17 protein-coding genes are annotated in these 26,199 nt (G+C 62.6%); 13 read left to right on the top strand and 4 right to left on the bottom strand.

Translation table 11 applies throughout. The features are described 5' to 3' along the window. Position 1: 1 nt before the first annotated feature. Both carB and greA read left to right on the top strand, forming a co-directional pair. Complete coding sequence (carB, locus tag HDE78_RS01055) at positions 2-3,229, top strand: carbamoyl-phosphate synthase large subunit (protein ID WP_179476669.1); 3,228 nt, start codon at positions 2-4, stop codon at positions 3,227-3,229. Beyond that, positions 3,226-3,702, top strand: coding sequence for a transcription elongation factor GreA (gene greA / locus HDE78_RS01050; RefSeq protein ID WP_179476668.1), 477 nt, complete (start codon positions 3,226-3,228; stop codon positions 3,700-3,702). Before carB ends, greA begins: the two co-directional genes overlap by 4 nt. 119 nt (positions 3,703-3,821) lie before the next feature. Here the strand turns inward: greA and ykgO are convergent, their stop codons facing one another. The 4 genes from ykgO to HDE78_RS01030 all read right to left on the bottom strand — a co-directional run bounded on the left by ykgO (position 3,822) and on the right by HDE78_RS01030 (position 7,535). Further along, the gene (gene ykgO, locus HDE78_RS01045) at positions 3,822-3,947 is read right to left on the bottom strand and encodes a type B 50S ribosomal protein L36 (protein WP_007508267.1); all 126 of its coding nucleotides are present in this window, start codon (positions 3,945-3,947) and stop codon (positions 3,822-3,824) included. A 60-nt stretch (positions 3,948-4,007) separates the two neighbouring features. Next, a complete protein-coding gene (locus HDE78_RS01040; RefSeq protein WP_179476667.1) occupies positions 4,008-4,922 on the bottom strand; it encodes a LysR substrate-binding domain-containing protein in 915 nt (304 codons plus the stop codon). A gap of 251 nt (positions 4,923-5,173) precedes the next feature. Further along, on the bottom strand, positions 5,174-7,192 hold the full coding sequence (locus HDE78_RS01035) for an NADPH-dependent 2,4-dienoyl-CoA reductase (protein ID WP_179476666.1): 2,019 nt from the start codon (positions 7,190-7,192) through the stop codon (positions 5,174-5,176). A gap of 85 nt (positions 7,193-7,277) precedes the next feature. Next, positions 7,278-7,535, bottom strand: coding sequence for an acyl-CoA-binding protein (locus tag HDE78_RS01030; RefSeq protein WP_179476665.1), 258 nt, complete (start codon positions 7,533-7,535; stop codon positions 7,278-7,280). Between the two features lie 124 nt (positions 7,536-7,659). Between HDE78_RS01030 and cmk the strand changes: the two genes are divergently transcribed. The 11 genes from cmk (at position 7,660) to HDE78_RS00975 (ending at position 26,192) form a co-directional block, all read left to right on the top strand. Further along, positions 7,660-8,340, top strand: a complete 681-nt coding sequence (gene cmk / locus HDE78_RS01025; RefSeq protein WP_179476664.1) for a (d)CMP kinase — start codon at positions 7,660-7,662, stop codon at positions 8,338-8,340. 197 nt (positions 8,341-8,537) lie between these two features. Continuing rightward, a complete protein-coding gene (gene rpsA / locus HDE78_RS01020) occupies positions 8,538-10,217 on the top strand; it encodes a 30S ribosomal protein S1 (RefSeq protein ID WP_179476663.1) in 1,680 nt (559 codons plus the stop codon). 70 nt (positions 10,218-10,287) lie between these two features. Continuing rightward, positions 10,288-10,587, top strand: coding sequence for an integration host factor subunit beta (locus HDE78_RS01015; RefSeq protein WP_179476662.1), 300 nt, complete (start codon positions 10,288-10,290; stop codon positions 10,585-10,587). A 165-nt stretch (positions 10,588-10,752) separates the two neighbouring features. Beyond that, positions 10,753-11,013 (top strand): lipopolysaccharide assembly protein LapA domain-containing protein, encoded by a 261-nt coding sequence (locus tag HDE78_RS01010; RefSeq protein WP_179476661.1) that lies wholly within the window; start codon positions 10,753-10,755, stop codon positions 11,011-11,013. Further along, on the top strand, positions 11,010-12,182 hold the full coding sequence (gene lapB, locus HDE78_RS01005) for a lipopolysaccharide assembly protein LapB (protein ID WP_179476660.1): 1,173 nt from the start codon (positions 11,010-11,012) through the stop codon (positions 12,180-12,182). The genes HDE78_RS01010 and lapB overlap by 4 nt, the downstream gene beginning before the upstream one ends. After that, the gene (locus tag HDE78_RS01000; RefSeq protein ID WP_179476659.1) at positions 12,179-13,213 is read left to right on the top strand and encodes a glycosyltransferase family 4 protein; all 1,035 of its coding nucleotides are present in this window, start codon (positions 12,179-12,181) and stop codon (positions 13,211-13,213) included. The genes lapB and HDE78_RS01000 overlap by 4 nt, the downstream gene beginning before the upstream one ends. Beyond that, positions 13,200-15,101, top strand: coding sequence for a nucleoside-diphosphate sugar epimerase/dehydratase (locus HDE78_RS00995; protein ID WP_179476658.1), 1,902 nt, complete (start codon positions 13,200-13,202; stop codon positions 15,099-15,101). The genes HDE78_RS01000 and HDE78_RS00995 overlap by 14 nt, the downstream gene beginning before the upstream one ends. Next, entirely contained in the window at positions 15,098-15,982 is an 885-nt protein-coding gene (galU, locus tag HDE78_RS00990) for a UTP--glucose-1-phosphate uridylyltransferase GalU (RefSeq protein ID WP_179476657.1), read from the top strand. Before HDE78_RS00995 ends, galU begins: the two co-directional genes overlap by 4 nt. Before the next feature lie 285 nt (positions 15,983-16,267). Then, entirely contained in the window at positions 16,268-22,372 is a 6,105-nt protein-coding gene (locus HDE78_RS00985) for an MG2 domain-containing protein (protein WP_179476656.1), read from the top strand. Between the two features lie 68 nt (positions 22,373-22,440). After that, positions 22,441-24,852, top strand: a complete 2,412-nt coding sequence (pbpC, locus tag HDE78_RS00980; protein WP_179476655.1) for a penicillin-binding protein 1C — start codon at positions 22,441-22,443, stop codon at positions 24,850-24,852. Positions 24,853-24,887: 35 nt separating this feature from the next. After that, complete coding sequence (locus HDE78_RS00975; RefSeq protein WP_255457538.1) at positions 24,888-26,192, top strand: FAD-binding oxidoreductase; 1,305 nt, start codon at positions 24,888-24,890, stop codon at positions 26,190-26,192. Positions 26,193-26,199 lie beyond the last annotated feature (7 nt).

The following is a 26,199-nucleotide window of genomic DNA, read 5'->3' as shown; positions in this document are numbered from 1 at the left end:
GATGGCCAAGCGTACCGACATAAAAAGCATCCTCATCATCGGCGCCGGTCCGATCGTCATCGGCCAGGCCTGCGAGTTCGATTACTCCGGTGCCCAGGCCTGCAAGGCGCTGAAGGAAGAAGGCTACCGGGTGATCCTGGTGAACTCCAATCCCGCCACCATCATGACCGACCCGGAAACCGCCGACGCGGTCTACATCGAGCCGATCAACTGGCAGACGGTCGAGCGCATCATCGCCAAAGAACGACCGGACGCGGTGCTGCCGACGATGGGTGGCCAGACCGGCCTCAACTGCGCGCTGGATCTGGCCGATCATGGCGTGTTGGAAAAATACAACGTCGAGCTTATCGGCGCCTCGCGCGAAGCGATCCGCATGGCCGAAGACCGCGAGCTGTTCCGCGTCGCGATGGCGGAAATCGGGTTGGATTGCCCCAAAGCCGAGGTCGTGCGCACCTTCGAACAAGCGCTGCTGACACAGGCCAAGGTCGGCTATCCGACCATCATCCGGCCCAGCTTCACGCTCGGCGGCTCGGGGGGCGGTATTGCCTACAACCGCGAAGAGTTCGAGGAAATCGTCAAGCGCGGCCTGGATCTCTCGCCGGTGGGTGAAGTGCTGGTCGAGGAGTCGGTGCTGGGCTGGAAGGAGTTCGAGATGGAAGTTGTCCGCGATACCGCGGACAACTGCATCATTGTGTGCTCGATCGAGAACCTCGATCCGATGGGCGTGCACACCGGCGACTCGATCACCGTGGCGCCAGCGCAGACGCTGACCGATAAGGAGTACCAGCGCCTGCGCGACGCCTCGATCGCCGTGCTGCGCAAGATCGGCGTAGATACCGGCGGCTCCAACGTGCAGTTCGGTATCAATGCCGAGAATGGCCGCGTGGTGGTCATCGAAATGAACCCGCGCGTCTCGCGCTCCTCGGCGCTGGCGTCGAAGGCGACCGGTTTTCCGATCGCCAAGATCGCGGCCAAGCTCGCCGTGGGCTACACGCTGGACGAGCTGAAGAACGACATCACCGGTGGCCTTACGCCGGCGTCGTTCGAGCCCTCGATCGATTACGTGGTAACCAAAATTCCGCGCTTTGCGTTCGAGAAATTCCCCTCCGCCGATGCGCGTCTGACGACGCAGATGAAGTCGGTCGGCGAGGTGATGGCGATCGGCCGCACGTTCCACGAGTCGCTGCAGAAGGCGCTGCGCGGTCTGGAGATCGGCAAGACCGGCCTCAATCCGACCGGTCTGGATATCAGCACCGACGACGGTCTCGCCGTGCTCAAACGCGAGCTGCGTGAGCCGCGGCCGGACCGTGTCTTCCATCTGGCCGATGCGTTCCGTGCCGGCCTGTCGCTGGAAGAAGTGCACAACCTCAGTCGCGTCGATCCATGGTTCCTCGCCGCGTTCGAGGACATCGTGCTGACCGAGACGGAGATTGCCGAGCAGGGGCTCACCGCGATCGACGAGCCGCGCATGCGCGAGCTGAAGCGTCTCGGCTTCTCCGATGCGCGCGTGGCAGAACTGCTCCATACCGACGAAGCGGCGGTGCGCCATCTGCGCCATACGCTGGGCGTGCGGCCGGTCTACAAGCGCGTGGATTCCTGCGCGGCCGAGTTCGCCACCAGCACGGCCTACATGTATTCGACCTACGAGGAAGAGTGCGAGGCCGCGCCGACCAGCCGCGACAAGATCATTGTGCTCGGCGGCGGCCCGAACCGGATCGGTCAGGGCATCGAGTTCGACTATTGCTGCGTACATGCGTCGCTGGCCCTGCGCGAGGACGGCTACGAGACCATCATGGTCAACTGCAATCCGGAAACCGTCTCGACCGACTACGACACCTCCGATCGCCTGTACTTCGAGCCGCTCACGCTGGAAGACGTGCTGGAAATCGTGCACATCGAAAAGCCCAAGGGCGTGATCGTGCAGTACGGTGGCCAGACGCCGCTGAAGCTGGCGCGTGCGCTGGAAGCGGCCGGCGTGCCGATCATCGGCACCAGCCCGGACAGTATCGATCTGGCCGAGGATCGCGAGCGCTTCCAGCACATGATCGAAAAGATCGGCCTGAAGCAGCCGCCGAACCGCACGGCGCGCAACGCCGACGAGGCGCTGGCTCTGGCGCGCGAAATCGGCTATCCGCTGGTGGTGCGTCCGAGCTATGTGCTGGGTGGCCGCGCGATGGAAGTGGTGCATGACGATGCCGACCTCTCGCGCTACATCCGTGACGCGGTACAGGTGTCGAACGATTCGCCGGTGCTGCTCGATCGCTTCCTCGACCACGCGGTCGAGGTGGATGTGGACGTGATCGCCGATGCCGAAGGCAACGTGCTGATCGGCGGCATCATGGAGCACATCGAGGAGGCGGGCGTGCATTCGGGCGATTCGTCCTGCTCGCTGCCGCCGTATTCGCTGAGCGCGGAGATTCAGGACGAGATGCGGCGTCAGGTGACCATGATGGCGCGCGAGCTCAAGGTGATCGGCCTGATGAATACGCAGTTCGCCATTCAGGGCGAGACGGTATTCATTCTGGAAGTGAACCCGCGCGCGTCGCGCACCGTGCCGTTCGTTTCCAAGGCGATCGGCGTGCCGCTGGCCAAGATCGCCGCGCGCGTGATGGCGGGCCGCACGCTGGCCAGCCTGGGTGCCACGAAAGAAGTCATCCCTGCGTACTACTCGGTCAAGGAGGCGATCTTTCCGTTCCTGAAATTCCAGAACGTCGATCCGATCCTCGGTCCCGAGATGCGTTCGACCGGCGAAGTCATGGGCGTGGGTCGCAGCTTTGGTGCCGCGTTCGCGCGCGGTCACGAAGCGGCCGGCATCAAACCGCCGAAGGTCGGCAAGGTGTTCCTGTCGGTGCGCGACAGCGACAAGGAGCGCCTGCTGCACGTGGCCAAGGAGGTCGTGGCGCGCGGCTTCAACCTGGTGGCGACGTCGGGCACAGCAAGCTATCTGGCCGAACACGGCGTGATCTGCGAGCGCATCAACAAGGTGCTCGAAGGCCGACCGCATATTGTCGACTTGATCAAGAACGGCGAGATCGTCTATATCGTCAACACGACCGAGGGCAAACAGGCGATCGCCGACTCGTTCTCGATTCGGCGCGAAGCGTTGCAGCATCGCGTGACGTATTCCACCACCGTGGCAGGCGCGCGCGCGCTGGTCCATTCGCTGGATTTCCGCAGCGATGGCGACGTGCACAGCCTGCAGGAACTGCACAAGGAGCTCAGCGCATGAGCCGTCCACCGATTACCAAGGCAGGCGCCGAGCGCCTGCGCGGCGAGCTGGAGAAGCTGAAGTTCGTCGATCGGCCGCGAATCATCGCGGCCATTGCCGAGGCGCGCGCACACGGTGACTTGAAGGAAAATGCCGAGTACCACGCGGCGCGCGAGCAGCAGAGTTTTGCCGAAGGGCGCATCGCTCAACTGGAATCCCTGCTGTCGAATGCCGAGGTGATCGACGTGACCCAGCTCAATCCGGGCAGCCGCGTGGTGTTCGGTGCCATCGTCGATCTGGAGGACGAAGACACGGGAGCGGCGGTGACCTATCAGATCGTCGGCGATCTGGAGGCGGACATCAAGCTGCACATGATTGCGGTATCGTCACCGATCGCGCGCGCGCTGATCGGCAAGAACGAGGGCGACAGCTTTGAATTCACTGCGCCCAATGGCGTCAAACACTACGAAATCACCGGCGTTCGCTACAGCTGATACTTACATGGCGAGATGCAACCGCGTCTCGCCATGCGAAAGCCATTTCGATGGGCATAAAAAAAGGCCGCTTGCGCGGCCTTTTTCATTGCATCGCTAACGTGTGGGTCCGACTGGACTCAGCGCTGGCGAGCCTTGAAACGCGGATTGCTCTTACAGATCACGAACACCTTGCCGCGACGGCGAACGACCTTGCAGTCACGGTGCCGCGCCTTGGCGGACTTCAAAGAGTTAAGCACCTTCACGGCCAGCTCCTGACACTATTCAAAAGTTAAGTCAGCAAGTGTAACGGGGCTACGTGGTTATCACAAGCCTTGCACGGCGGTCACCGCATCGGCCACGGTGGCCATAAATTGCCTAAGGGCAGGGGAGTCGTCGTCGACGCGGCAAGCCACAGCCAGTAGAAGATAGGCGTCGGAATCCTCCAGCGCTAAATAGCTGACTCCCGCCAGACGCACCGCGCGCATGCTCGCAGGCACCAGCGCCATGCCAAGTCCTGCCGCGACCAGTGCCAGCAGGCCATTGATCTGCTGGGCCTGTTGAATGATCAGTGGCTCGAAGCTCGCCTTCGTCGCCAGTTTGACCAAACTGTCGTAGAGCGTGGCGGCAAGCTCGCGCGGCTGGGAAATAAACGCGTCACCGGCGACTTCGATCAGGCGCAGGCTTTTTCGGCCGGCCAGCCGGTGGCCGATCGGCACGGCAAGCACCAGGGGTTCGCGATCGATTACGCGCAGCCGTAAATTGCGCGCATCCTGGGCGTGCAGCGGTTCATCGCGCACAAAACCGACGTCGATGTGACCGGCCAGCAGCGCGGCGAATTGAGGTTCGGTGTACATCTCGCTCAGCTGCAGGCGCACGTTCGGCGCAATTTGCCCGTAACGCAGTAGCGTCTGCGGCAGCGCAGGATGGAAAGAGACGGACGTCGTGTAAGCCAGGCGTAGCTGTCCGCTATGGCCTTCCGCCGCCGCGACGACGTGGCTGCGCGCCTCATCGGCCTTGGCTAGAATCTGCCGTGCCTCTTCCAAAAAAATCTTGCCGGGCTCGGTCAGGGCGACGTTGCGCTTGTTGCGCTCGAGCAGTCGCACGCCCAGATCCTGTTCCAGCGATTGGATCTGCTGCGATAACGGCGGTTGCGACAGGTGCAGCCGGATCGCCGCGCGAGTGAAGCTGAGCTCCTCGGCGACGGCCACGAAATAACGCAGCTGGCGAAAATCAAACATATCGACACATTGCTGATTTATAGCGTTATCAAATAAGTAAGGGCCTAAATATATATTGGATACTTAGATGCGTCGATCACATACTTCCGCTCGTCCCGCCGCTTCCCCTCCCCCTAGCGGCGGTGGCCCTCGCCCCGCGGTAACGCTAAATACGACATCTGGTCATCTCCCCCCTGACCCATGTTGATGCGTTACAAACGCGGGGCGTTCTTTTTTTTGGCAGCCCACCGGCAGCTCTCGCGCCGAGGCGGCTACATCCGGCTGGCGACCTGCGTACCCTGCGCGATAGCGCGTTTTGCATCGAGTTCGGCCGCCACGTCGGCACCGCCGATGACGTGAACCCGGATGCCGGCGGCGATCAAGTCATCGGCCAGCCGGCGGTTCGGCTCCTGACCCGCGCAAATTACGATGTTGTCGACCGGCAAAATCTGCGACTGGCCGCCGACAGTGATATGCAGGCCCTGGTCGTCGAAGCGCTCGTAGCTGACGCCACCGAGCATCTGGACCTGCTTGGCCTTGAGGGTGGCGCGGTGGACCCAGCCGCTGGTCTTGTTGAGCCGTCCGCCGGGTCGGCCCTCGCTGCGCTGAAGCAGCCAGATCTGCCGAGCCGGTGCTTCGGGCTGCGGTTTCTGCAGGCCGCCGCGGTGCGCCAGCTGCATGTCCACGCCCCATTCGTGGGTCCAGCGCGCCACGTCGGTGGCGGCCGAGGGAGCGTTTTCCACGAGAAACTCGGCCACGTCAAATCCGATGCCGCCGGCACCGATCACGGCGACCTTTGCGCCGACCGGCGCGTGGCGTGCCAAAACATCCAGGTAGCTCAGAACGCGAGCATCATTACTGCCGGGAAAGCTCACCGCGCGCGGCGTGATGCCTGTGGCGATGACCACCTCGTCGTAGCCGCCGGCGACCAGCGAGACCGCGTCCGCGGTCTGGCCCAGTTGCACGTCGACGCCGTGGTCGGTCAGCTGATGACCGAAGTAGCGCAGGGTTTCATAAAACTCTTCCTTACCTGGGATCTGCTTGGCGTAATTGAACTGGCCACCGATTTCCTGCGCCTTGTCGATCAGCGTCACGGCATGGCCGCGCTGGCCCAGCGTGCTGGCGCAGGCCAGGCCGGCAGGGCCTGCGCCGATCACGGCAATGCGCTTGCGCTTCGAGGCGGGTGCAATGACCAGCTCGGTCTCGTGGCAGGCGCGCGGGTTGACCAGGCAGCTGGCGCGTTTGCTCTGAAAGACGTGATCGAGACAGGCCTGATTGCAGGCGATGCAGGTATTGATGCGGTCGCCACGTCCGGCCTTGGCCTTTACCGCCCACTCGGGGTCGGCCAGCAGCGGCCGAGCCATTGAGACCATATCGGCGGCGCCGTCGGCAAGAATGCCTTCCGCCACGTCGGGCATGTTGATGCGGTTGGTGGTGATCAGCGGAATCGCGACCTCGCCCTTGAGCTTCTTGGTGACCCAGGCGAAGCCGGCGCGCGGCACGCTGGTGACGATGGTCGGCACGCGCGCTTCGTGCCAGCCGATGCCGGTATTGATGATGCTGGCACCGGCCGCTTCGATGCCCTTGGCCAGCGTGACGATTTCGTCCCAGTCCTGGCCGCCTTCGACCAGGTCGAGCATCGACAGGCGATAGATGATGATGAAATTCTTGCCCACCGCTTCGCGCGTGCGACGAACGATTTCAATCGGCAGGCGCATGCGCCGTGCGGCGTCGCCACCCCAGGCATCGCTGCGTTGATTGGTGCGGGCGGCGATGAACTGGTTGATCAGATAGCCTTCCGAACCCATGACTTCGACGCCGTCGTAGCCGGCCTCCTGCGCCAGCTTGGCGCAGCGCACAAAGTCCCTGACGGTCTGCTCAACCCCGCGCGAGCTGAGCGCGCTCGGTGTGAACGGCGTGATCGGCGATTTGATCTTCGAGGGTGCCACCGACAGAGGGTGGTAGCCGTAGCGGCCGGCGTGCAGTATCTGCATGCAGATCAGCCCGCCCTCGGCGTGCACGGCATCGGTCAGCTTGCGGTGGCGCGGCTTGTGCCAAGGCATCGACAGGCGACCGCCGAAGGGTTTCAGCCAGCCGCGAATGTTCGGGGCGATGCCGCCGGTCACCATCAGGCCCACGCCGCCGCGGGCGCGTTCGGCGAAATAGGCGGCCAACTTATCGTAATCGCTGGCTTTGTCCTCGAGCCCAGTGTGCATCGATCCCATCAGGATGCGGTTGGGCAGGGTGACGTGGCCAAGGTTCAAGGGGGCAAACAGGTGCGGATAGTTCATGCGATCACGGCCGGTTCAAACAATCGTATGAATGTGCCGGTGTTCGAGGGTTGAAAGCAAGTGTTGTATGGAGCGTATTGCCGTTTCAGGCCAGCAATTGGTGCACGAGGGCGATGTAGCGGCGCATCGCTTCTTCCTCCGATACACCTTGCAGCTTGGCCCACGCCTCGTGTTTGGCCGTGCCTATGAAATCGAAAAAACCGGGTGGCGCGCTGTTCAGATCACCCTCCGATCCTTGCTTGTAAAGAGCGTAGAGCTTGAGCAGGGTGTCGTTGTCAGGGCGCTTGCCGTGTCGCTGAATATCCTCAGCGGCCTGTTCGAACTCGCGGCGAAGATCGGTCATGGTGGGGGTCGGAAAAGCTTGCGAACCAAGCGCATTGGTGTGATATCACGCGACTCAGTCGGGGTCAACGAGGCGGTGCACGCGCTAAACTGGCGGCCTGCTTTTCCTCGAACCAGGATTCTTCATGAGCCATGCCACGCCCGCGCCCGTTCTGACTATCGATGGACCATCGGGATCAGGCAAAGGCACGATCAGCGCGCTGGTGGCCCGGCATCTGGGCTGGCGTCTGCTCGATTCGGGTGCGCTTTATCGCGCGGTGGGCTATGCCGCCGGTATGGAGGGGCTGGATCTGTCCGACGTGGACGCGGTAACCCGCTGCGCGCATAGCACCCGCATCAAATTCAGCGCGGCGGCCGATGGCGGCGAGACTCGCGTCCTCGTCAACGGGCATGACGCGACGGACGAACTGCGCACGGAGACGGCTGGCGCGGCCGCCTCGGCGATTGCCTCGATGCCATCGGTGCGTGAAGCCTTGGTAGCGCTGCAGCTCGGCTTTCGCAAAGCGCCCGGGCTGGTGGCCGACGGGCGCGATATGGGTACGGTGATCTTTCCGGATGCCGCGTTCAAGGTGTTTCTTACCGCCAGTGCCGCCGAAAGAGCGAAAAGACGCTATAAGCAGTTGAAGGAAAAGGGACTTAGCGTTACACTTTCCGGCCTTCAACGCGAAATTGAGGCGCGTGACAGCCGCGATGCTTCGCGTGCGGTCGCGCCGCTCAAGCCTGCCGAAGATGCCTTGCTGATCGACACCACCGGCATGGGCATCGAGGAGGTCGTCGCGAAAGTACTCGCCGTGGTGCAGCCGTAAACAGCGGCACCGCGGTTTTCTCGTCCCGGTCGAAGCTTCCCTTTGGAGGCGAGGTCGGGATTTTGGCCAACGGTGACAAGGGTTGTCGTTCCTGCGGGAACCACCCGGACTTGCCCTCAACCGGTGGACCGGCCGGTACGTGCGCAATCTTAAGTAAAGCGCAGCGAGCCGCGGTCTTTTCCCACTATGGAATCAACATGACTGAAAGTTTTGCCGAACTGTTTGAACAGAGCCAGCAGGCCATCTCCAAGCTGAAGCCTGGCGCCATCGTCACCGGTATCGTTGTGGAAATCCGTAACGACGTCGTCGTGATCAACGCCGGCCTGAAGAGCGAAGGCATTGTCCCCATCGAGCAGTTCCGCGATGAGCAGGGCGTGCTTGAGGTGCAGGTAGGCGACGAGGTGAAGGTTGCCCTCGAAGCTTTGGAAGACGGTTTCGGCGAAACCAAGCTGTCGCGCGAGAAAGCCAAGCGTTCGATGGTGTGGGACGATCTGGAGCACGCGTTCGACAAGGAGGAGACCATCGTTGGTCTCATCTCCGGCAAGGTCAAGGGCGGCTTCACCGTCGATATCAAGGACGTTCGCGCGTTCCTGCCGGGCTCCCTGGTCGATGTGCGTCCGGTGCGCGACCCGGTTTTCCTCGAGGGCAAGGAACTCGAGTTCAAGATCATCAAGCTCGACCGCAAGCGCAACAACGTCGTGGTCAGCCGCCGTGCCGTGGTCGAGACCGAGTTCTCGGCCGAGCGCGAGCAGCTGCTTGAGCGCCTGACCGAGGGCGCGGTGGTCAAGGGTACGGTCAAGAACCTCACCGACTACGGCGCGTTCGTGGATCTGGGCGGTATCGACGGCCTGCTGCACATCACCGATATGGCGTGGAAGCGCGTTCGCCATCCGTCCGAAGTGGTCAACGTCGGCGACGAGCTGGATGTGCGCGTGCTGAAGTACGACAAGGAGCGCAACCGCGTTTCGCTCGGCCTGAAGCAGCTCGGCGACGACCCGTGGGTCGCCATCGCCCGCCGCTACCCGGTCGGCAGCCGCCTGTTCGGCAAGGTCTCCAACGTCACCGATTACGGCTGCTTCGTCGAGATCGAGCCGGGCGTGGAAGGCCTGGTGCATGTCTCCGAAATGGACTGGACCAACAAGAACGTCAACCCGGCCAAGGTGGTTCAGGTCGGCGACGAAACCGAAGTCACCGTGCTGGACGTGGATGAGGAGCGTCGCCGCATCTCGCTGGGTATCAAGCAGACCCGCTCGAACCCGTGGGAAGCCTTCGCCGCCATGCACAAGAAGGGCGACAAGGTCTCCGGCCAGATCAAGTCGATCACCGACTTTGGCGTGTTCATCGGCCTGGACGGCGGCATCGACGGCCTGGTCCATCTGTCCGACATCTCCTGGCAGGTGACCGGCGAAGAGCTGGTGCGCAACTTCAAGAAGGGCGACGAGATCGAGGCCGTGGTGCTGGCCGTTGATCCGGAGCGTGAGCGCATTTCGCTGGGCATCAAGCAGATGGAGCAGGATCCGTTTGGTCAGTTCATGGCAGCCAATCCGCGCGGGACGATCGTCAATGGCGTAGTGAAGGAAGTCGATGCCAAGGGTGCGCTGATCGACCTGGGTGAGGGCGTCGAGGGTTACCTGCGCGCCAGCGACATCGCCAAGGAGCGCGTCGACGATGCCACCGAGCATCTGAAGGTTGGCGACAAGGTCGAAGCCAAGTTCACCGGCATGGATCGCAAGGGTCGCCAGCTGGCGCTCTCGATTCGCGCCAAGGACGAGGCCGATCTGCCGGAAGAACCGGCCGCTCCGGACTATGCCTCCGCCTCCACCGGCACGACCAAGCTGGGCGCGCTGCTGAAGGAACAGTTCGACAAGGCCGACTGATCGCTGCAAGAGCACGACACGGGGCGGCACGAGCCGCCCCGTTGTTTAACGTCACGGACATTGGGGCCCCATGACCAAATCTGAATTGATCGAGGCGCTGGCAAGGCGTCAAACTCATCTTGCGTTTGCAGACGTCGAATTGGCCGTCAAAAGCGTGATCGAACAGATGAGTCATGCTCTGGCTCACGGTGAGCGTATTGAAGTGCGTGGCTTCGGAAGCTTTGCACTGCATTATCGGCCACCACGGATGGGGCGCAACCCGAAGTCGGGCGACGCCGTTGCGCTACCCGGCAAGCACGTACCGCATTTCAAACCCGGTAAAGAGCTACGGGAACGGGTGAATCAGCATCTGGAAGAAACCAGTAGTTGATTGCGTGAGCAAAACACGTTTATCGAGGCAGGCGACCGCAAGTCGATCCTGCCTTTTTTATGTATGTCATTGTCGGAACCGCGCAAGCATCGCAAGCCGTTGGCCCGCGGTCGGCGCTCGCGTCGGTATCTGTGCCAGTCACGGTCAATCGGGTAAAGTCGACGCATGCGATTACTAGTCATCCTTATTCTTTTGGTTTTTGCGGCGGCGGGCATCGTGGTCGGTGCGCTGAATGCCGACATGGTCAACTACGACCTCGTACTTGCCCGGGTGCATGTGCCAAAGGGCGCGGCGTTGCTGTGTGCGCTAGTGATCGGCTGGCTGCTCGGCGGGCTGACAGCGTGGCTGGGCGTGATCACGCGCCAACGCCGTGAACGTCGTCGGCAGCTGCGCGACAACGAAAAGAAGCTGTCGGCCGCTGCATGAATTATCCCTACGCGCTGGTTCTGCTGGTGCCGGTGGCTTTCGTACTCGGCTGGCTGGCCTCTCGTCGACTGGGCGCGAAACGCTCCGGCGCTGAAGTCAGCGAGCTGTCCTCGGATTATTTCCGCGGCCTGAATTATCTGCTCAACGAAGAGCAGGACAAGGCGATCGAGGTGTTCCTCAAGCTCGCCGAGTACAACCGCGATACCGTCGAAACGCATCTGGCGCTCGGCAATCTGTTTCGCCGCCGCGGCGAGGTGGATCGCGCGATTCGCCTGCATCAGCATCTGGTGTCGCGCCCGGGCTTGTCCGACGCGATGAAAACGGTGGCCCTGCTCGAGCTGGGCGAAGACTATATGCGGGCCGGTCTGCTCGATCGCGCGGAGGCGCTTTTTTCGGATCTGGTGGCGATGGACGCGCATGCGCCTTCGGCGCTGCGGCATCTCATTGCGATCTATCAGCACGAGCGCGATTGGCACAAGGCGATCGAGCACACGCGCCGGCTCGAGGCCATGACCGGCGAAGACGAAGCGGCGATGAAGGCGCAGTTTTTCTGCGAACTGGCCGACCGCGCGCGCCAGCACGGCGCGCGCGCCGAGGCGCGCGACTACCTGCGTCAGGCCTTCGAATGCCAGCCCGACTGCGTGCGCGCCTTCATGCTGACCGGTCGGCTGCAGTCCGAGGACGATCATCACGCGGAAGCGGTGCTGGCCTATGAGTCCGCCATCGATGCCGATATCGCGTTTGCGCCGGAGATTCTGCCGCCGCTGCTCAACAGCTATGCGCGCTCGCAGCAGATGGATCGTGCCGAATCGTTTTTGCGCGACATGCTCAGCCGCTACCACGGCATCTCCCCGGTGCTGGCGCTGGCGCATATCTATCGCCAGCGCGACGGCGAACGTGCGGCGATCGACTTTCTCACCTCGCAGCTGCGTCAGCGCCCGTCGGTGCGCGGCCTGATGGCGCTGATCGATGCCACGATGGATAGAATCGAAGGCGAAGCGCGCGAGAATTTCCTGATCCTGCGCGATCTCACCAAGAAGCTGCTGGAGGGGCAGGCGATGTATCGCTGCAGCCGCTGCGGCTTCGGTGCCAAGGCGCATCACTGGCAGTGCCCCAGCTGCAAGAGCTGGGGCACGGTACGACCGATTCATGGCGTGGCCAGCGAATGACGACAGGTATCGTTTCTGTCGCTGCCTGGCCATTCGTCGCTCTGATCATCACATTTTTCCTCGTCCGTGGTGCCATTGCTTACGCACATTGGCGCGGCATGCTGGATCAACCTGGGCAGCGTCGGTCGCACCGCATTCCCACGCCGCGTGGCGGCGGTATCGGCTTGGTTCTCGCGCTCCTGGTTTGCATGCCAGGAGCCTTGCTCAGCACACAGAAAGCATGGACAGCTCCCATCGTCGTCAGCCTGGAGATCGGTTTCGCACTCGTCGCTCTGGTCGGCTGGTGGGACGACCATCGTCCGCTGCCGGTATTGCCCCGATTCGGTGCGCAGCTGCTTGCCGTGCTGTTGTTTTCCAGCGCCTTGCTCGCTACCGGTTTGTCGTGGTGGTGGCTGCCGCTCTTGCTGGGCGCGGGTGCATGGAGCATCAATCTGCATAATTTCATGGACGGCATCGACGGGCTGCTGGCGCAGCAGATCATTTTTGTCGGGGCTGGATTGGCCTGGATGAGCTGGTCGATCGGGCAGTTGGCGCTGGCCATCGGCGCAACGGCGATGGCCGCCTCGGCGTTGGGATTCTGGCTATTTAACCGCCCGACAGCACGTATTTTTATGGGCGATGTCGGCAGCGGCAGTACGGGCTTTCTGATATTCGGCCTTGGCGCCATGCTCTGGGGGCTCGATCACGCGCTGCTCTGGCCGGTGCTGATTCTCTCGTCGGCATTTGTGCTTGATGCCACGTTGACATTGGTGATGCGAATGTTACGAGGCAAGCGCTGGTACAAGCCGCATCGAGAGCACCTGTATCAGTGGATGACCCGACGCGGTGGCACGCACGGGGGAACGGATGTTCGCTATATGGCCTGGAATCTCCTGGTGGCTGGCCCGTTTGCATGGTTGGCGTTCAGTCATCTGAACATCGCCCTGCCGATTACTATGGCGTTCTACCTAAGCGCATCGGCCATGTGGCTTTTGCTCAAACGTCGCTGCATGCGACGCAACCTGTCGAAGGATCGTCATGTCGCTGCGTAAATTGGTTGGTTTTATCCACCCGCGCGTCGCCGTCGTGATCCACGATCTGGCGATGACCGCGCTGGCCTGGTGGATCGCCAAGATGTTGCGCTACACGTTCAACCCCGGCGACGTCGTCAGTTTCCAATTGCTCGAATTTCCCATCGTTCTGGTTATCCAAGGGCTGATTCTGCGATGGACCGGTCTGTATCGAAGCGTATGGCGTTTTGCCAGCCTGCCGGATTTGTGGAATATCGCCCGCGCCTCGCTGATAGGTGCAGTAACGATAGGCTTGGCACTGTTTTTGTACGACAGACTGGACGGCGTTCCCCGCACCACCTTTCTGCTTTACCCGCTGGTGCTCGGCGCGCTGCTGGGGCTTCCGCGGCTGGCCTACCGTTTCTGGAAAGACAGCCGCCGCGAGCTGCTTAAGAACAGCGATGACGTGAAGCGCGTTCTCATCGTTGGCGCGGACCGCGCTGGCGAGGTGCTATCACGCGATCTCCGTCGCGACAGCCGCTATGCCGTAGTTGGTTTCGTCGATGACAAGCCCAGCCTGCGCGGCGCCAGCATTAATGGCCATCCCGTATTGGGTCGCTTCGACCAGTTGTCGGACGTGGTGCGCGAGGCGGCGGTGCAGATGCTGCTGATTGCGCTGCCTGGGGCCTCGACCAGCGAAATGCGGCGCGTCGTAGAGCTTTGTGACCATACCGGACTGCCGTATCGCACGATTCCCCGGCTGGAGGACGTCGTTGCCGGGCGCGCGCAGTTCAACCAGATCAAGGAGGTGGCGATCGAGGATCTGCTCGGCCGCGATGCCGTCGAACTCGATTGGACGTCCATCCGCGAAACGCTCACCGCCCGCCGCGTACTGGTAACCGGCGGCGGCGGCTCGATCGGCTCGGAGCTTTGTCGGCAGATTGCGCGACTCGGTGCGCAGTCGCTGATCGTGGTGGAGCAGAGCGAATACAACCTTTATCGCATCATGCAGGAACTGCGTGCCGATTTTCCGGAGCTGATCTTCGAGGGCATACTGGCCAATTGCGGCGATCAGGTCGCCATGCAGAAAGCCTTCGCCGAAACCAAGCCGCAGGTGATTTTCCATGCCGCGGCGTACAAGCACGTGCCGATGCTGCAGGCGCAGTTGCGATCGGCCTTCCGCAACAATGTGCTCGGCACGCGCACAGTGGCCGATCTGGCGCGCGAGGTAGGGGTCGAGTGTTTCGTTCTGATCTCCACCGACAAGGCGGTCAACCCGACCAGCGTGATGGGTGCCTGCAAGCGCGTGGCCGAGATCTACTGCCAGAACCTCAACGCTCACGCCGATACCCGTTTCATGACCGTACGCTTCGGCAACGTGCTGGATTCGGCGGGCTCGGTCGTTCCCCTTTTTCGCCAGCAGATTCTGGACGGTGGCCCGGTCACGGTGACCCACCCGGAAATCTCGCGCTATTTCATGACGATTCCCGAAGCCTGTCAGCTGATTCTGCAGGCGGCGAGCATCGGCAAGGGTGGGGAAATTTTCGCGCTCGACATGGGCGAACCAGTGAAAATTCGCGATCTGGCCGAGCAGATGATTCGCCTTACCGGCAAAAAGCCCGGTACGGAGATTCCCATCGTTTATACGGGTCTGCGCGCTGGCGAAAAGCTTTTCGAAGAATTGTTCCATCCGCTGGAAAATTACAGCGGCACAGGCCATTCGAAAATTTTTCTGGCGCAGCACCGCGAAGTTTCGTGGGAGCTGTTGCAGGCCCTGTTGAACAAGGCCGCCGAAGCCAGCGATGTGTTCGACGAAGAAGAGCTGCGGCGCTGCGTGTCGAGCCTTCTGCCGTCCTTCCGCTGGACCGAGGTGGCGCAGCCCGATAACGTGGTGTCGATACGCCGCATCAACCCGGAGAAGAGTGAGTGAGTAAACCCCTGCGCAAGGTCGTGTTCCCCGTTGCCGGACTCGGCACGCGTTTTCTCCCGGCGACCAAGGTCGTAGCGAAGGAAATGCTGCCGGTGCTGGACAAGCCGTTGATTCAGTACGCGGTCGACGAAGCCGTGGATGCCGGTGCCGATACGCTGATCTTTGTCACCAATCGCTACAAGCACGCGATCGCCGATTATTTCGACAAGGCCTATGAGCTGGAAGCGAAACTGGAAGAAAAGGGCAAGGACGAACTGCTGGCACTCGTGCAGGGCACGCTGCCCTCGCATGTGCGCGCGATCTTTGTGACTCAGCCCGAAGCGTTCGGCCTCGGTCACGCGGTGCTTTGCGCTAAGCCGGTGGTCGGCGACGAACCGTTTGGCGTGGTCTTGCCCGACGACCTGATCTGGAACGGTAAGATCGGTACCGGCAAGGGCGCGCTGCGGCAGATGGCCGAGCTGGCGAACGCGCAGGATGCGGGTGTCATTGCCGTGGAAGAAGTGCCGCACAGCGACACCGATAAATACGGCATCGTCGATGCAACGCCGGTCGATGAACGCAGCGCCTGGATTCACCACATGGTGGAGAAGCCCAAGCCGGCCGACGCCCCGTCCAACCTGGCCGTTGTCGGGCGCTATGTGTTGCCCGGACGCATCTTTCAGCTGCTGGAGCAAACGACGCCAGGAGCCGGCGGCGAGATCCAGCTGACCGACGCGATCGAGGCGCTGCTGAAAGAGCAGGGCAGGGTTCTCGCCTATCGTTTCGAAGGCACGCGCTTCGACTGCGGCAACAAGGCCGGCCTGGTACGCGCCACTATGCATATGGCCATGCAGGACCCCGCCCTGGCTGCCGTGGTTCGCGATTTCGTCGGCAAGATTTAATCGTCCGACTCATAGGTCGAAGCCCGATCCACTGTGCGGGCGATAAAGGCCGACATCCGATGGATGTCGGCCTTTTGCTTTGAGGGAGCGTGCCGAACGAGGCCTGCGCCGACTGCCAAGCTCGTCCGCGACATGTCAGAATCGGCGCCGCAGTCTGCCATTTTCGACGCGCAGAATGCCTGGGGAAATAAGGAACAATTGCCGTCGCTACGCCCGTAGGCGCATCAATGCGGGCGATTTGAATGCACTGTTGTCGCAATCATCGGATGAAGGAAAGGGGACGTCATGGATCTGCTGCGGTTTCTGCTCATGTTGCCGGTGCGTCTTGCGCGTGGTTTGTTTCGTGGACTGGGCTGGATCCTGCGGCCCATTTTTGGTCATGTGTCCTGGTCCGCGCCCACCTGGGCGCCCGCGACCGGCGCGGCGATCAAGCGCAAGCCGCGGCAGTTTGCCGGCGGCTTTTTCATCGCGTTGCTGGTGATCGCCGCCGCCTGGCTTGGCTGGCAGTGGTACCAGCATCGCCCCAGGCCGATCGAGCCCGAACGCATTAGCTTCGAGGCGAAAACGCCTGCAGTGACCGACTATCTCGCGCAGCCGGACGGCACGCCGAAAATCACCATCCATCCGCTCGATATCGCTTTTTCGGGATCGGCAGCGCCGATCGAGCTGGTCGGCAAACCGGTTACCAAAGGCATCAACATGCGCCCTGCGCTCAAAGGCGCATGGACCTGGACCGACGATCACACATTGCGCTTTGTCCCTGCCGAGGATTGGCCTGTCGGTGCGCATATCGAGGTGCGATTTGATGTTACCGATGCCTTTGCGCCCCACGTGCTGATGGCGGACGATCGTCTTGCGGTCGATCTGCCCGCTTTCAGCGCAAAATTGGGCAACGGCGAGTTCTATCAGGATCCGCAGGACCCCACGGCCAAGACCACCATAGTGCCGGTCAATTTCAACTATCCGGTGGATACCGCGCAGTTCGAGAAACGTATCGCGATCGCGCTGGCCGACAAGGACGGCAAGCCCGGCACGCCGATGAAATTTACCGTCACCTACGACGCGTTCAAGCTCAACGCGTGGGTGCATTCGCAACCGTTGGATCTGCCGCGCGATGACAGTGCCGTACTGTTGAAGCTGGACAGTGGGGTACGCAGTTCGCACGGTGGTGACGGTACGCCCGATGCCTTGCAGGCGCGTATCCGCGTGCCCGGCCTGTATAGCCTGACATTGCAGGACATCAGCCCGACCCTGGTCGACAACGACAAATACGAGCCGGAACAGGTGCTGGTGATCAACGCCAGCGGCAAGGTACGCGGCAGCGATCTTGCCGGCCTGACCAAGGCCTGGGTGTTGCCGCGCAAGAAGGATGGTGTAGACCAGGCCGATGATGACGTACCTTACGGCTGGGACGTGTCCGAGGTCAGCGACGCGGTCCTGCGCAAATCTCAGCCGTTGCCGATCGCGCTGGTGCCGACCGAAGACGATTTCGCCACGCTGCAGAGCTTCAAATATCACGCCGAACCCGGTCAGCGCATCTACGTGCATGTCGGCACGGGGCTTAAATCCTTCGGCGGTTATGTGCTCGGCAAGCCGACGGCTCAAGCCTTTACGGTGCCCGACTATCCCAAGCTGCTTCGCTTCATGGCCGACGGCTCGCTGCTCTCGCTCAGCGGGAGCAAGCGCGTCTCGGTCGTGTCGCGCAATCTGTCCGGGATGCAGTTGGAGATCGGTCGCGTGCTGCCAGACCAGCTGCAGCATCTGGTCAGTCTCAACCAGGGCACTTATAGCCATCCGGAACTGATGTATGGCTTCAGCGAAGACCATATCGTCGAACGCTTCGAACAGAAGCAGGCGTTTCCCAAGACCGACCCCGGCAAGGCGCATTACGAGGGCGTCGACCTTGGCCAGTATCTGAAAGACGGCAAGCGCGGCGTCTTTCTGCTGCATTTGTCCGGCTACGACCCGGTGGCCGAGAAGAAAAAGGCCGCGGCGGCGGCTAAGGCAAAAGCGCGCGCGCTGGAGGGCACTGCGCAGGCGCCCGGCGGCGCGCCAGCGAGCGACACCAGCGCAGCTGGGGACGACAGCAGCGATACGGCCGACAGCGCCGATCAAGGAAGCAGTGAGGCCGACGAGGGTGACGAGTCAGCCGACGGTGCTGCCGACAACGCTGCGATGCCGACCGACACGCGTCTGATCGTGGTGACCGATCTGGGCATGCTGGTGAAGCGTTCGCTCGACGGCAGCCAGGACGTTTTCGTGCAGTCCATCCGCACCGGCCAACCGGTGGGTCAGGCCAGCGTCTCGGTGCTCGCCGTCAACGGACAGACGCTCTACACGCAGGCTACAAGCGGCGATGGCACGGTGCACTTCCCGACGTTCAAGGGACTGGACCGCGAAAAGAAGCCGGTCATGTACGTGGTCAGGAAAGGCGACGATCTGTCCTTCCTGCCGATCGGCGGCGCCGATCGCCAGCTCGATTACTCGCGCTTCGATATCGGCGGCGAACAGAATGCGGTGAACCAGGGCCAGCTTTCGGGCTATCTGTTTTCCGATCGCGGCATCTATCGTCCGGGCGACCTGTTCCATATCGGCCTGATCGTGCGCGCGGCCAGTTGGACGCGTAGCGTGGCCGGCATCCCGCTGCAGGCCGAGGTGGTCGATCCGCGCGGCGTCACCGTCAAGCAGATGCCGCTGACGATGGACGCATCCGGCTTCGGCGAGCTTGATTACACGCCCGCCGAAACCGCGCCGACCGGGACCTGGACGGTCAATCTTTATATCGTCAAGGACGGCAAGGCCGACGCGCAGATCGGCACGACGACTGTGCAGGTGAAGGAATTCCTGCCCGATCGCATGAAGGTCAGCGCCAAGCTCTCCGAGCAGGTGCCGGAGGGGTGGGTCAAGCCCGATCAGCTCAAGGGCATCGTCGATGTGCAGAACCTGTTCGGCACGCCGGCGGCCGACCGCCGGGTGGAAGCCTCGCTGACGCTGCGTCCGGCGTGGCCGGCGTTCCACAGCTGGCCCGACTACCACTTCTACGATGTGCGCCGCGCCAAGGAGGGTTACGAGGAAAATCTGCAGGACGGCAAGACCGACGACAAAGGCCACGCCGAGTTCAATCTCGACCTGAAGAAATATGCCGATGCCACCTACCAGCTGTATTTCCTCAGCAAGGCCTACGAGGCCGAGGGCGGTCGCAGCGTGGCGGCTGCCGCGCAGACGCTGGTCTCGCGCAACGACTGGCTGGTCGGTTACAAGGCCGTGGACAACCTCGACTACGTCAAGCGGGACAGCCCGCGGACGGTGCATCTGGTGGCGATCAATCCACAGGCAAAAGCCTTTGCACTCAGCGACCTGAAGGCACAGCTGATCGAGCGGCGGTTTGTCTCCGTGCTGACCAAGCAGGATTCGGGCGTCTACAAATACGACTCCAAGCTGAAGGAAATCGCGATCAGCGAGCAGCCGCTGGCGATTCCCGCGGGCGGTCTCGACTACGCGCTGCCCACCGACAAGCCCGGCAATTACGCCTTGGTGATCCGTCGCGCCGCCGATCGCACGGAAGTGAATCGCGTGGAGTATTCAGTGGCCGGGGACGCCAACATCTCGCGCTCGCTCGATCGCAACGCCGAACTGCAGCTCAATCTCAGCAAGCAGGATTACGCCCAGGGCGAGCCGGTGGAAATCGCCATCCGCGCGCCGTATGCGGGCAGCGGCCTGATCACCATCGAGCGCGACAAGGTCTACGCCCACGCGTGGTTCCATGCCGATACGACCAGCTCGGTGCAGCACATCACGGTGCCGGCGGATTTCGAGGGCAACGGCTATATCAACGTGCAGTACATCCGCGATCCGTCATCGGAAGAGGTGTTCATGAGTCCGCTGAGCTACGGCGTGGTGCCGTTCTCGGTAAACCTGGACGCGCGGCGCAATCCGATCACGGTGGACTCGCCGGCGCTGGTCAAGCCCGGCCAGATGCTGACGCTCAAGCTGCATTCGACCCAGCCGACCAAGGCCGTGGTGTTTGCGGTGGACGAGGGCATTCTTCAGGTCGCGCGTTACAAGCTCGGCGATCCGCTGAAGTTCTTCTTCCGCAAGCGCATGCTGCAGGTCGGTACATCACAGATTCTTGACCTGATCCTGCCGGACTTCGAGAAACTGATGGCGATGGCCGCACCGGGCGGCGATGCCGACGGTGCCATCGGCCGTCAGCTCAACCCGTTCAAGCGCAAGCGCGACAAACCGGTGGTGTACTGGTCCGGCATTGTCGACGTCGACGGCGAAAAGGATTTCAGCTACACCGTGCCCGATTACTTCAACGGCAAGCTGCGCGTGATGGCGGTGTCCGTGTCGCCCGATCGCATCGGCACGTTCGAAGGCTCGACCACGGTGCGCGGTGATTTCGTGCTGTCGCCCAACGTGCCCACCACGCTGGCGCCCGGCGACGAGGCCGAGGTCAGCGTCGGCGTGGCCAACAACCTCACTGGCCTCAACGGCAAACAGGTGCCTGTCGCGGTGACGCTGAAGACCGGCCCGCAGCTGCAGGTGATCGGCAATGCCACGCAGAGCCTGACGTTGGGCGAGATGCGCGAAGGCGTGGCGATCTTCCACATCAAGGCCACCCGCACGCTGGGCTCGGGCAATCTCGCCTTCAGCGCCGGCTACGGCGACAAGTCGGCCAGGCAGAGCGTGGACCTTTCGGTGCGGCCCGCCTCGGCGTATCGCACCCAGGTCGACGTGGGCCTGGTCGAGGCGCACAGCAAGGTCGAGCTGCCCGATCTGCGCAAACTCTACGATGCCTACGCCTCGCGCGACGCGGCGATCTCGACCCTGCCGGTCGTGCTGGCCGAGGGCCTGACCAGCTATCTGGTGAACTACCAGAACTACTGCAGCGAGCAGCTGATCAGCGCAGCGATGCCGCGTCTGGTGGTGGCGAAATGGCCGGTGGTACCGGTTTTCGCCCACGTACTGCAGCCGGCGTTCAGCGAGAAAAAGATCAGCAACGACGAGGCGCTGGCTCAGTTCCTCGACGCGCTGCATTCGCGCCAGAACGGGCAGGGCGGCTTCGGCGTGTGGTCGGCCACGCCGGACTCCGAGCCGTTCGTGTCTGCTTATGCGATGCATTTCCTGCTCGAGGCGCGCGACCGCGGCGTGACCGTGCCGGCTGATATGCTCGATGCCGGCAACAAGTACCTGCATCAGCTGGCGGCGGATGAGAGCCTCGATTCACTCGATGCCCTGCGTCAGCGCGCTTATGCGGTGTATCTGCTGACCCGGCAGGGCAATGTCACCACCAACGATTTGGCGGCCGTGCAGAAGCGTCTGCAGGAAGCGTTTCCGAATGACTGGAAGAGCGATCTGGCGGCGGCCTGGCTGGCCGCCTCGTATGAGATGCTCAAGCAGGACAAGGAGGCCAATCAGCTGATCGCCGGTCCGCAGAAAGCGCTGGAGCGTAAGCTGGACAAGGACACTTACGTCTACCAGTACTACTACGATCCGCTCACCCGCGACGCCAGCGTGCTGTATCTGCTGTCGAAGTATTTCCCCGATCGGGCCAAGGCGCTGTCGCCGCAGGTGATGGAAAACATTACCTGGCCACTGGCGAACAACCGCTTCAATACGCTGTCGTCGGCGATGACGATCCTGGCCATGGATGCGTATGCCACGCAGAGCGCGGGCGAGCTCGACAAGCTGGCCATCGACGAGGTGCACGGGGACGGTACGGTCAAGTCGATCGCGGCCATTCAGGGCAATCTGCTGCAGGCCGGAAGCTGGAGTGCAACAGCTGCAAAGCTGCGTTTCTCCAACGGCAGCAGCCTGCCGGCGTGGCACGTGGCCAGCCAGGGCGGCTACGACACGGACGCGCCAAGCAAGGCGATCAAGGACGGCATGGAAATCGTGCGTGACTACACGGACAGCAAGGGCAAGCCGCTCGATCAGATCAGCGTAGGCGAGGAGATAGACGTCCATATCAAAATCCGAGCGACCGGCAGCGATGGCATAGGCAATGTCGCCATCGTGGATCTGCTGCCGGGCGGCTTCGAGCCGGTGATCGATCCGCCGCCGCCGGTCACCGATCAGCAGCAGTCCGATGCCAACGGCGAAGCCGATCAGGGCGGCGACAGCGAGGTGAAGCCGACCGCGTTTCGTTCACCGGTCGGGCTGTCCAGCTCGACCTGGCGGCCGGAGTACGCGGATATACGCGAGGATCGAGTGGTGATCTACGGCACGGCCACGCCGGATGTACGCGAGTTCGTCTATCGCATCAAGGCCAGCAATGCAGGCAAGTTCATCGTGCCGCCGGCCTACGGGGAGTCGATGTACGACCGCAGCGTGCAGGCGCGTTCGCCCGGTGGCGGCGTGCTGACCGTGGTCAGCAAGTCGCCGTGAGTTTGAACGTTTCGCCCGGTTCCTGACGCTGAGCGTCTTTGGAATCGGGCGAAACGCCTACGCCATTTATGAAAAAAGGGTTTTCAATCCATGTCGTCAGCCAGCTCGTTCGCTGGCTGATTGGCTGGCAAAACTGGCTGGTCGGCTTCGCGCTGATCGCCCTCGTGCTGATCGGCTGCCGGCTCTGGCCGCATCCGCGTCTGCGCGACTGGCTGCCGTCCTCCACGGCGGTCTACGACGATCACGATCGGTTGATGCGGCTGACCCTGGCCAGCGATGACCGCTATCGGCTATGGGTGCCGCTGCAGGAGATTTCGCCGCAGCTGAAAGACGCCGTGCTGCTGCACGAGGATCGCTGGTTCTACTGGCATGCCGGTTTCAATCCCTACGGACTGGCGCGCGGCGCATGGATCACCTACGTGCGTCATGGCAATCCGCAGGGCGGATCGACGGTCACCATGCAACTGGCCCGGTTGCTGTGGAAACTCAATACGCGTTCGCCGCTGGGCAAGCTCAAGCAGGTCGCACGCGCCGTGCAACTGGAGCTGTTCTATTCGAAGCGGCAGATTCTCGAGGCTTATCTCAATGACGCGCCCTACGGCCGCAACGTCGAAGGCGTCGGCGCGGCGAGTCTGGCCTATTTCAATAAATCGGCGGCCGCGCTGAGCTTGCCGGAGGCGCTGACGCTGGCCGTCATTCCGCAGGATCCGACGCGGCGATTGCAGGGAACGCCGCCCGCGGTGGACGCGAACGGCAACGACAACGTCATCAACTCCCAGCTGGCCGCGTCGCGCAATCGCCTGTATGCCCGCTGGTTGCATGACCATCCCAATGACGCCTCGCTGAAACCGCTGTTCGCGCTGCCGCTGAATCTGCGTCCTCTCTCGCAGCTGCCGTTCGAAGCGCCACAGGCGGTCGAGCAGGTGCTGGTAACGCGTCAGATTGCCGGCGGTAGCGATAGCTCCCACGTCGGCACCACGATCGACCTGGATATCCAGCACAGTCTTGAGCGGCAGATCACCCAATACGTGGCGCACAACCAGTCGCGCGGCATCCGCAACGCGGCGGCGCTGCTTATCGATACGCGCGACATGGGCATCAAGGCGATGGTGGGCTCGGCCAATTATTTCGATCGCTCGATCCAGGGTCAGGTCAACGGCACGCTGGCCAAGCGTTCACCGGGCTCGACGCTCAAGCCTTTCATCTATGCGCTGGGTTTCGATCAGGGCGTACTGCATCCGCAGACCGTGCTGCGCGACGTGCCCAGCTCGTTCGGACCGTATACGCCGGAAAACTTCGACGGCCATTTTCTCGGTCCGATCACGGCCACCGACGCCTTGATTCGCAGTCGAAATATTCCCGCCGTGTGGGTCGCCGCGCAGCTGAAGCAGCCGACCCTGTACTCGTTTCTGCACGATGCCGGCATCAGCCGCATGGCCAGCGAAAAGCACTACGGCCTGGCCCTGGTGCTGGGCGGCGGTGAGGTGACGATGCAGGAACTGGGCGGCCTTTACGCGATGCTGGCCAATCGCGGCGAGCTGAGACCGCTGCGCTTGAACAGTAGCGATCCGCAGGTGGACGGCACGCGCCTGCTCAGCGACGAGGCAAGCTTCATAGTGATGGACATGTTGCGGCAAAATCCACGGCCCGATGAAACCAGCGGTGCGCAACCGTCGTCCCTGCCGGTGTACTGGAAGACCGGTACCTCCTGGGCGTTCCGCGACGCCTGGACAGCCGGCAGCTTCGGACCCTACGTGCTGGTCGTATGGATAGGCAATTTCGACAGCACGGGCAATCCGGCGTTTGTCGGCGCGGAGGCGGCGGCGCCGCTGTTTTTTCAAATCATCGACGCGCTGCGCGCCGAGCGCCAGCAAATGGTGGAACCGATTAGGCACATGCCGGCCCATCTAAAGCGCGTGCAGATATGCCTAGCCAGCGGCGATCTGCCGAATCAGTGGTGCCCGCAGAAAGGCATGACCTGGTTTATTCCCGGCAAGTCGCCGATCCGCGTAAGCAACGTGCATCGGCCAGTGGTCATCGACGACGCGACGGGCCAGCCCGCCTGTCCGCCTTACGACGGCAAGCGCACGCATGTCGAGGTTTACGAATTCTGGCCGTCCGACCTGCAGCAGGTGTTCGCCCAGGCCGGTATCCCTCGCCGCAAGCCGCCGCAAAACCCGGAGTGCACGAACGCCGGCGCCACCGCTGGCGACCCAACGCAGATCACGTCGCCTTTGCGTGGCAGCACTTACGCGATGCGCCTCAACGGTCGGGGACAGGAGCGTATCGCCTTTACCGCCACGACCGATGCGGACGTCCATGCCTTGTACTGGTTCGTCAACGACGCTTTCGTCGGTCGCAGTGGGCCGGGCGAATCGTTGCTATGGCAGCCGCAGACCGCGGGCAGCTTCAACGTGCGCGTGGTCGATGATCACGGTCGCAGCGATCAGCGGGCACTCGGTGTGAGCCTAGTCGACTAGGCAAGCTGTAGCCTACGCTATGCTCAGGCTTTACGTTGGCCCATTCGATCCTGACGCAAGCGCCTGCCTCTTCGTATTACCGTGCCACGGCGACGCCTTACGACGCGTATGCACCGTTGGAAGGCACGACGCATGCGCGCGTCGCGATTGTCGGCGGCGGTTACGCTGGCTTGAATACGGCACTGGGTTTGGTCGAGCGCGGTGTGCGCGACGTGGTGCTGATGGAGCGCGAGCAAATCGGTTTCGGCGCGTCCGGTCGCAACGGTGGTTTCGTGTTCGGTGGGTACTCGCTCGGTGAGCAGGCGCTGCTCGATCAGCTGGGCGCGTCGCGTGCGCGCACCTTGTTCGATCTCACGACGGAAGCGGTTCAACGGATACGTCGACGCGTCGTCGATTACAGCATTGCCTGCGACATGGTCGACGAGGGCGTGATCTGGGCCAACTGGTTTCGCGATCCCACGGTGTTGCGCCAGCGGCAGCAGCTGCTGGCCGAGCATTACGATTCATCGTGGCAATGGCTGCCGCAGGAGCAGCTGCGCGAGCGCGTACGCAGCGACCGTTACCACGACGGCCTGTACGAACGTGACGCGCTGCATCTGCACCCGCTCAACTACGCGATCGGTCTGGCGGCTGCCGCGAGCGGGCAGGGTGTGCGTATCCATGAAGACAGCGGCGTGATCGGTCTTGCCCGCGAAGGTGCGCAATGGCGTCTGCGTACCAAGCAGGGCGATGTGCTGGCCGATCAGGTGGTACTGGCCTGTGGCGGCTATCTCGCCGGGCTGCGGCCGATGATCGACGACGCGATTCTGCCGATCGCTACCTACGTGATGGTGACCGAGCCGCTGGGCCCGCGCATGGACGACTGCCTGCGCACGCGTGCCGCCGTTTACGACACGCGTTTTGCATTCGATTACTACCGGGTGCTGCCCGATGCACGGCTGCTGTGGGGCGGCCGGATCTCGGTACGCAATCGCTCGCCGAACGCAGTGAAGCGGCTGCTGACGCAGGATATGCTGCGCGTTTTTCCGCAGTTGCAAGGCATGAAGATCGATTATGCGTGGTCGGGGTTGATGAGCTATGCACGGCATCAGATGCCGCAGATCGGCGGCAGTGGCGATGGCTTGTGGTGGGCGCAGGCGTTCGGTGGCCATGGTCTGGCGCCCACGTGTGCCGCCGGCGAACTGCTCGCCGCGGCGATTGCCGCAGGCGACAATCGCTGGACGGCGTTTGCGGATTACGGTTTGCAGCGCACGTATCGGCCGTTCGGTTATCTTGGCGCGCAGGCAAGCTACTGGTGGCAGCAAAGCAAGGATCGGTGGAAGGCGGCACGAGAAAGCTAAGGAAAGA

Source organism: Rhodanobacter sp. K2T2, from assembly GCF_013408815.1.
Classification (GTDB): Bacteria; Pseudomonadota; Gammaproteobacteria; order Xanthomonadales; family Rhodanobacteraceae; genus Rhodanobacter.
The sequence above is the reverse complement of the archived record's forward strand: the minus strand, read 5'-3'. Positions and strand labels throughout refer to the sequence as shown.

Bases quoted from the DNA above. Each gene is read 5' to 3' on its own strand.
- HDE78_RS01010 (WP_179476661.1), top strand. From the start codon at position 10,753: ATGCGATTACTAGTCATCCTTATTCTTTTGGTTTTTGCGGCGGCGGGC.
- pbpC (WP_179476655.1), top strand. From the start codon at position 22,441: ATGAAAAAAGGGTTTTCAATCCATGTCGTCAGCCAGCTCGTTCGCTGG.
- HDE78_RS01040 (WP_179476667.1), bottom strand. From the start codon at position 4,922: ATGTTTGATTTTCGCCAGCTGCGTTATTTCGTGGCCGTCGCCGAGGAG.
- HDE78_RS01030 (WP_179476665.1), bottom strand. From the start codon at position 7,535: ATGACCGATCTTCGCCGCGAGTTCGAACAGGCCGCTGAGGATATTCAG.
- HDE78_RS01035 (WP_179476666.1), bottom strand. From the start codon at position 7,192: ATGAACTATCCGCACCTGTTTGCCCCCTTGAACCTTGGCCACGTCACC.
- HDE78_RS00985 (WP_179476656.1), top strand. From the start codon at position 16,268: ATGGATCTGCTGCGGTTTCTGCTCATGTTGCCGGTGCGTCTTGCGCGT.
- HDE78_RS01015 (WP_179476662.1), top strand. From the start codon at position 10,288: ATGACCAAATCTGAATTGATCGAGGCGCTGGCAAGGCGTCAAACTCAT.
- HDE78_RS01000 (WP_179476659.1), top strand. From the start codon at position 12,179: ATGACGACAGGTATCGTTTCTGTCGCTGCCTGGCCATTCGTCGCTCTG.
- carB (WP_179476669.1), top strand. From the start codon at position 2: ATGGCCAAGCGTACCGACATAAAAAGCATCCTCATCATCGGCGCCGGT.
- lapB (WP_179476660.1), top strand. From the start codon at position 11,010: ATGAATTATCCCTACGCGCTGGTTCTGCTGGTGCCGGTGGCTTTCGTA.
- rpsA (WP_179476663.1), top strand. From the start codon at position 8,538: ATGACTGAAAGTTTTGCCGAACTGTTTGAACAGAGCCAGCAGGCCATC.
- greA (WP_179476668.1), top strand. From the start codon at position 3,226: ATGAGCCGTCCACCGATTACCAAGGCAGGCGCCGAGCGCCTGCGCGGC.
- HDE78_RS00995 (WP_179476658.1), top strand. From the start codon at position 13,200: ATGTCGCTGCGTAAATTGGTTGGTTTTATCCACCCGCGCGTCGCCGTC.
- cmk (WP_179476664.1), top strand. From the start codon at position 7,660: ATGAGCCATGCCACGCCCGCGCCCGTTCTGACTATCGATGGACCATCG.